Raw genomic sequence first — 6,271 nt, 5'->3', positions numbered from 1 at the left:
GATTAATATTATGGAGTTAGTTGTTAAAAAGCATCCTTTGACTCAACTTTATATTTATGGTGAAGGTGGCGAAAGAAATAGTTTAGAACGTTTGATTTCAGAAAAAAAACTTAATAATAATGTTTTTTTACCTGGATATACTGAAAATATAGCTGATGAATTAAATGATTCGATTTTATATTTATCTACAAGTAAAATGGAAGGGTTCCCACTGTCTTTTTTAGAGAGTTTGAATCATGGAGTTCCAATCTTTAGTTATGATATTAAATATGGACCAAGTGCGTTGATTGAAAATGGTGCAAATGGTGTGGTTGTTGAGAAAGATGATATTGTTAATGCAGCTAACGCTATGACTTTATTGTTAGATGATAGAAAAAAACTTCGGGATATGTCAGAGGAAGCTTATAAATCATCAACATTATATGAGATGAAAAATGTTGCAGAAATTTGGAAAAAAGAGTTAGAGAAATTATAAATGAAAAAAAATAATCAAATTTTTATAGTGATAAATGATTTCCCGGAAAAATTAATTGGTGTTCAAATATCAGCGATACAACGCTCAAAACTTCTATATCAGAATGTGACAGAGGATGTATGTATTATTACTACGAAATTTAATCGTTTTTTTCTAAAATATAGCCGATCTCATTTGCGAAGATTTGGTATTGATTCAGAAATAAAAGTTAAAAATATGTATTTTGACTTGTTAAAAATAACAGATGTGGAAGATAGCTACTCTTCATATATAGATAGTAAAGATTATGCGTATTCTGTTAAAGTTTCTCAAACACATGAACGATATTATGGTGAAAATAATAATTGTAAAATGTATGTAGTTTATTCAAATCATAATGAGCTATTTCGTAGTAAAAGAATAGATTATATCAATTATTTTCATGAAAAAAGAAAAGTTAAAAGAGATATTTTTTTACCTAATGGGAAGTTGATATTGTCACAATATTTGGGTGAAGATAATGCTATTGAAAAAGAAGAATATTTTGATGTAGATGGTAAAGTGAAGTTAATTAAAAATTTTTATAAGAAAAATCTTGTTAATATTTTTCTAAATGATTCGAATGGGCTTCTTGCCGAGGTTTTTTTATCAGAAAATGATTTAATTACTTGGTGGCTAGATCATTATATTGTGAATGATAAAGCCATTTTCCTAATAGATGGTGGACCGCATCATATTTATCCTATTAAAAAGCTAGCTCAGGCAAAAGTTGTTTCAATTTTGCATAGCAATCATATACAGTTTGGTCAGGATGCTATAAGTGGGAGCTTTAATAGTTCCGAGAGAAAAAAAATACTAGAGAATCCTGAAAGTGTTGATGCTTGTGTGATATTAACAGATGAGCAAATGAATGATATAGAGAAGAGGTTGCCTATACATTGTCCATTGTACGCCATACCTCACCCAGTTTTGATTAAACCAGAAAAGTTGGGTTTAGATAGTCGAGATTTAGATAGAATAATTATTATTTCAAGGCTTGAAAAAGAAAAGAATATATATGAAGCAATTAATATTATGGAGTTGATCATAAAGCAACTTCCAGATAAAAAACTTTATATTTATGGAGATGGAAGTGAAAAAGATAAATTAAAAAAATATGTCGATGAAAAGAAATTATCTAGTCATATCTTTTTCATGGGGTATACAACGGATATTTCGAAACAACTTAATAAATCTGTCCTCTTTTTCATGACCAGTCTATATGAAAGTTTTGCACTTTCAATCTCTGAAAGTTTAAGTCATGGGGTACCTGTGCTTTCTTATGATTTTAAGTATGGACCTAAGGCATTAATAAAAAATGACTTTAATGGGTTTTTGATTGAAAATCATAATACACAATTAGCTGCTGAGACTGCTATTGAATTTTTAAAGGATAGAAATAAGATTCAAAAAACAATTGATAATGCATATAAGTCAGTAGAATGGTTAGAACCAGAAAATATTTCAAAAAAATGGCAGAAACTATTTGAAGATATAACCATGTAATTCAACTTTAATTTTTAGGTGGTTATTCCTGATTTTTTTAACTTGTCGAGTTAAAAATAGAGAATCAACTGAACTTTTATTCATTTTTCATCTATTTTCCGTTAAGCTCAATTCAAAGAGGATTTGGCAAACAGGGAAAACATGTCAGCATACTATAAGCTTATTAGTCGTATAGAAAATCTAAATGAAACCATTACACATTATCAATCGAACATACATGCTCAAGGGGCATGGAATCCGCATGAACAGCATATGGCTCCAGCTTCAGGATTGATGTGTAAGGAATTGGAACGATTTTACCCTCGTGAAAACATGCGCATTGGGCGTATCAGTTTCGATATATTTGGTTTGATTCATGCTGGCGAGTTTTCAATCCATACTCGGGTGATCCGAGCAGGTAAAACCATTGAACTGATTGAATCTGAAATGAAGACACAAGGTAAAACCAGTATTGTTGCCAGAGCGTGGCGCATGTTAACAACGGATACCAGTTCTGTGGCAGGTTTGGAAGACCAAACTATTCAAAATCCAGAACATTATCCTGAATGGGATGGTCTAAAAAAATGCTGGTCAGGTGGTTTTATCGAATCGACGGAAACTCGCGCAGATGATACGCGTAGAAATGGTAAAGGGATTGTTTGGCAGACGACTAATCTTGAAATGGTCGAAGGTGAGCAGACTAGTGATTTTGTCCGAATATTAGGGATTGTCGATACTGCAAATGGTATCGTCCCACGTCAAAATCGAGAGTTTGACTGGGCATTCCCAAATCTGGACTTGCAAATCCATATGCATCGGTTACCACAAGGCAAATGGTTAGGTCTGGAAGCGATTCAACAATATGGTAGCGATGGTATTGGCTTAACCAGTGCGGTATTACATGATATATATGGTCCATTTGGACGTAGTGAACAGATTTTGACTATACGTCCAATGACTGTTTAAGACCCATTTATTGCCTTGCATCATTTAATTTCAAAACTAGGGAGAGATTAAAATAAGATCTCTCTGGTTTTATACCGAAATTTAATCATTAAAATTCATTTTGTAGGGCTTTATAACCCTGAACCAATGCGATATTCGTAGTCACTACACTTTCTGAAAACTCACTAATTTCGACATTGATTGGTGGATACTGTGTTAAATCAGTTTTGGCATGAATATAGCTCATCGCTGGAACATAAAAATGATCTGGCAAATCACGCCCATCGACCACAGCATTATGTCGTACAGCACAATGATTACCAACTTTACAGTTAAATAGGACGCTGTTAAATCCAATAAAAACATGTTGCCCTATCTCACATGGGCCATGAATGATAGAACGATGTGCAATAGATGAATTTTTACCGATAAAAACAGCAGCTCCAGCTTTGGAGTGGATAACAACACCATCCTGAATATTTGAATTTTCACTAATGATAATAGGCTGCATGTTGCCTTGATCATCAGTTTCATCAGCTCGAATTACTGCATAAGGTCCAACAAAGACATTTGCTTCTATAACTACTTTTCCACAAATAATCGCTGTTTGGTCGATATAAGCTGATTGGTGAATGATGGGAAGGTCACCCGAAGGGTTTTTTCGGATCATATAGCACTCCATTGATTTAAAAAAATCTCTCTTTTATTTGATTTGAAAATAGCTCGATTTGAGGGAAAAGCTGTTTTTCAGCTTTCACAAAACAACTAAGTATTACTAATATTAGTTATGTTATAACATAACAATTAGTGGATCTATATAGGCGAATTTATGTTTTTAAAGGCATCACATGTTCAAGCAGGTAAAATAGAGAAATGTTCTAAATTACTGTTTGGTATGAGCATGTTGATTTTGACGGCATGTCAGCAAGCCCCTGATAAATTTGCTACCAGATACCCTGAGACAAAAAAGCAGACATCAATAAAACCTGTTCGGGTTATTTCACCAAAACCTCAAATTATCCACTCTAATAAAATAATACCTGAGAGTTATCAAAACTGGTTAAGACAAGGAGATCATCGAGCTCAGGTATTGGCTTATCAAAATTACCTTACGCAACGTGGTGTAGGTGGACTGGTTCCAAATCATGAATTATTACGCTCTGCACGTGACTGGCAGAAATGTAATGATGAGGAATACCGTGTTCCTCCTAGAGAGCTCTGGGGAAATCTTGTTCCAACCTTAAATATATTAAAACAAATGCTGGATAAAAAAGTACTGACAAATTTTGAAGTGACCTCTGTTTATCGGAGCGCTTCATTAAATAAATGTGCTGGTGGTGCCGATAATTCACGACATATTTTTAACACAGCAATGGATTTTAGGATCGGTCCAGAGTTTCCAGATGAAAATGACCTAATTCAGATCAGTCAAAGTAAACAAAGACTTTGCCAGTTTTGGACTGAATATGGTGAAAGTCTGAACATGGGTTTAGGTGTATATAAGTCAGGTCAAATTCATATTGATAGTCTGGGGTATCGAACCTGGGGAGCAAACCACCGTAGCCAGACTTCATTATGTAGTACATTCTAAAATTTAATTGATATGTTATAATATAACAATTAAAGTATGTGGAGTAACGCATATTGATGAAAACAGAGAAAAAACTATCCAAAGCACAACAGCATATTTTGGATATTTTGAAGAATGAAAATCGACCACTCAGTGCTTATGAGCTGTTATCACTAGCCAAAATATATGGGATTCGGGCACCGATGCAAATTTATAGAGGGCTGAATCAACTCATGCAATATGGTCTGATTTTAAAACTGACATCACTCAATATGTATCTGGCTCACCAGTTTAAAGATGAATATTTGCTTTTTTCAATTTGTTCTGACTGTAAAAAAGTGCAATACACCGCTTTGAAGCAATTACCTCAAGCATTTCATCAATTTATTGTAACCAACCAATTTAACCCAACGTCCTATCATCTTGAAATTTTAGGTCGGTGTGCAGGATGCGTTGATACTACAGCACATGTATCAAATACAAATTTATCATGATTAAGTCGAGAGTAAGCCAATGGAAACATCTATAGCCAATTCAAAAACTAAACTCCCAGTTACTGTATTGTCAGGATTTTTAGGAGCAGGAAAAACCACACTACTCAACCATATTTTAAATAATCGTGAAGGACGTAGAATTGCAGTCATTGTAAATGATATGTCTGAAGTGAATATTGATGCTGCATTAGTACGAAATGGTGGTGCAGAACTGTCAAGAACTGATGAAAAACTGGTTGAAATGAGTAATGGTTGTATCTGTTGTACCTTACGTGAAGATTTGCTTGTTGAAGTGCGTCGTCTAGCTGAAGAAAATCGTTTCGATCAGCTGGTGATTGAGTCAACCGGGATTTCAGAGCCATTACCTGTTGCAGAGACATTTACTTTTGAAGATGAAGAGGGGATCTCTTTAGGAGAGTTTGCACGTCTGGATACCATGGTGACTGTGGTTGATGGGTTCAATTTCTTGCGTGATTATTCCTCTGCTGACCATTTACAGGATCGTGGAGAGTCACTAGGCGAACAGGATGAAAGAACAGTAGTTGATTTACTGATTGATCAAATTGAATTTTGTGATGTGATCATTGTCAATAAAATTGATCTGATTAGTGCAGAAGAGAAAGAACGTTTATTGGCAATACTTCACTCTTTAAATCCACGTGCAAAAATTGAAATTGCAGAGTTTGGAAATGTCAGTCTGGATCGGGTACTAGACACAAATCTATTCGATTTTAACGAAGCTGCACAAGCACCAGGCTGGTTAAAAGAGTTACGTGGTGAGCATACACCTGAAACTGAAGAATATGGAATCCATAGCTTTGTTTATCGTGCACGTCGCCCGTTCCATCCCGCTCGTTTTGATGCATTCATCCATCAGGAGTGGAAAGGTGTGGTGAGATCAAAAGGCTTTTTCTGGTTGGCATCGGATCTGGACATTGCATGGTCATGGTCTCAGGCAGGAGCAATGGCGAGACATGGCTTCGCTGGTTATTGGTGGGTTTCTGTCGAACAAACAGAATGGCCTACAGATCCACAAAGTTTAGCCGAGATTAAGCGCCACTGGGATGCAAAAACTGGTGATGCTAGGCAGGAGATCGTTATCATTGGTATGGATATGGATGAAGAGTCGTTACGTGTCCAATTTGATCAATGCTTATTAACTGATGAAGAAATGACGTTAGGACGTGAATATTGGGGAAATGTTCCAAATCCATTTATTGTCCAGCAGGATGTTATAGCATCTTAATATCATAAAAAGACTCCTTTTATTATATGGATAAAAGG

Annotated in this window: 7 protein-coding genes; 6 read left to right on the top strand and 1 reads right to left on the bottom strand. The window is 35.1% G+C overall.

The window, feature by feature from the left end; translation table 11 throughout:
• The 3 genes from KPC_RS16975 to KPC_RS16965 form a co-directional block, all read left to right on the top strand.
• Window positions 1-475, top strand: a 475-nt coding sequence (locus tag KPC_RS16975) for a glycosyltransferase (protein WP_171334531.1), incomplete at its 5' end; no start/stop codon positions are given.
• Window positions 476-1,999 (top strand): glycosyltransferase, encoded by a 1,524-nt coding sequence (locus KPC_RS16970; protein WP_121975532.1) that lies wholly within the window; start codon window positions 476-478, stop codon window positions 1,997-1,999. It abuts the gene before it with no gap.
• Window positions 2,000-2,140: 141 nt separating this feature from the next.
• Window positions 2,141-2,944 (top strand): thioesterase family protein, encoded by an 804-nt coding sequence (locus tag KPC_RS16965; protein ID WP_121975531.1) that lies wholly within the window; start codon window positions 2,141-2,143, stop codon window positions 2,942-2,944.
• A gap of 88 nt (window positions 2,945-3,032) precedes the next feature.
• On the opposite strand, the gene KPC_RS16960 is transcribed toward KPC_RS16965, so the two are convergent.
• Window positions 3,033-3,593: a gamma carbonic anhydrase family protein gene (locus KPC_RS16960; RefSeq protein WP_121975530.1), complete on the bottom strand. Its 561-nt coding sequence runs from the start codon at window positions 3,591-3,593 to the stop codon at window positions 3,033-3,035.
• A 225-nt stretch (window positions 3,594-3,818) separates the two neighbouring features.
• On the opposite strand from KPC_RS16960, the gene KPC_RS16955 reads away from it, so the two are divergent.
• From KPC_RS16955 to zigA, 3 genes are read left to right on the top strand one after another with little or no spacing between them, the layout of a single operon-like run.
• Window positions 3,819-4,514: a YcbK family protein gene (locus KPC_RS16955; protein ID WP_407641997.1), complete on the top strand. Its 696-nt coding sequence runs from the start codon at window positions 3,819-3,821 to the stop codon at window positions 4,512-4,514.
• Window positions 4,515-4,570: 56 nt separating this feature from the next.
• Window positions 4,571-4,987, top strand: a complete 417-nt coding sequence (locus KPC_RS16950; RefSeq protein WP_121975529.1) for a Fur family transcriptional regulator — start codon at window positions 4,571-4,573, stop codon at window positions 4,985-4,987.
• A 19-nt stretch (window positions 4,988-5,006) separates the two neighbouring features.
• Window positions 5,007-6,233: a zinc metallochaperone GTPase ZigA gene (zigA, locus tag KPC_RS16945; protein WP_121975528.1), complete on the top strand. Its 1,227-nt coding sequence runs from the start codon at window positions 5,007-5,009 to the stop codon at window positions 6,231-6,233.
• Window positions 6,234-6,271: the final 38 nt, after the last annotated feature.

The organism is Acinetobacter stercoris, from assembly GCF_900323515.1.
In the GTDB taxonomy this organism is placed as follows: Bacteria; Pseudomonadota; Gammaproteobacteria; order Pseudomonadales; family Moraxellaceae; genus Acinetobacter; species Acinetobacter stercoris.
The sequence above is the reverse complement of the archived record's forward strand: the minus strand, read 5'-3'. Positions and strand labels throughout refer to the sequence as shown.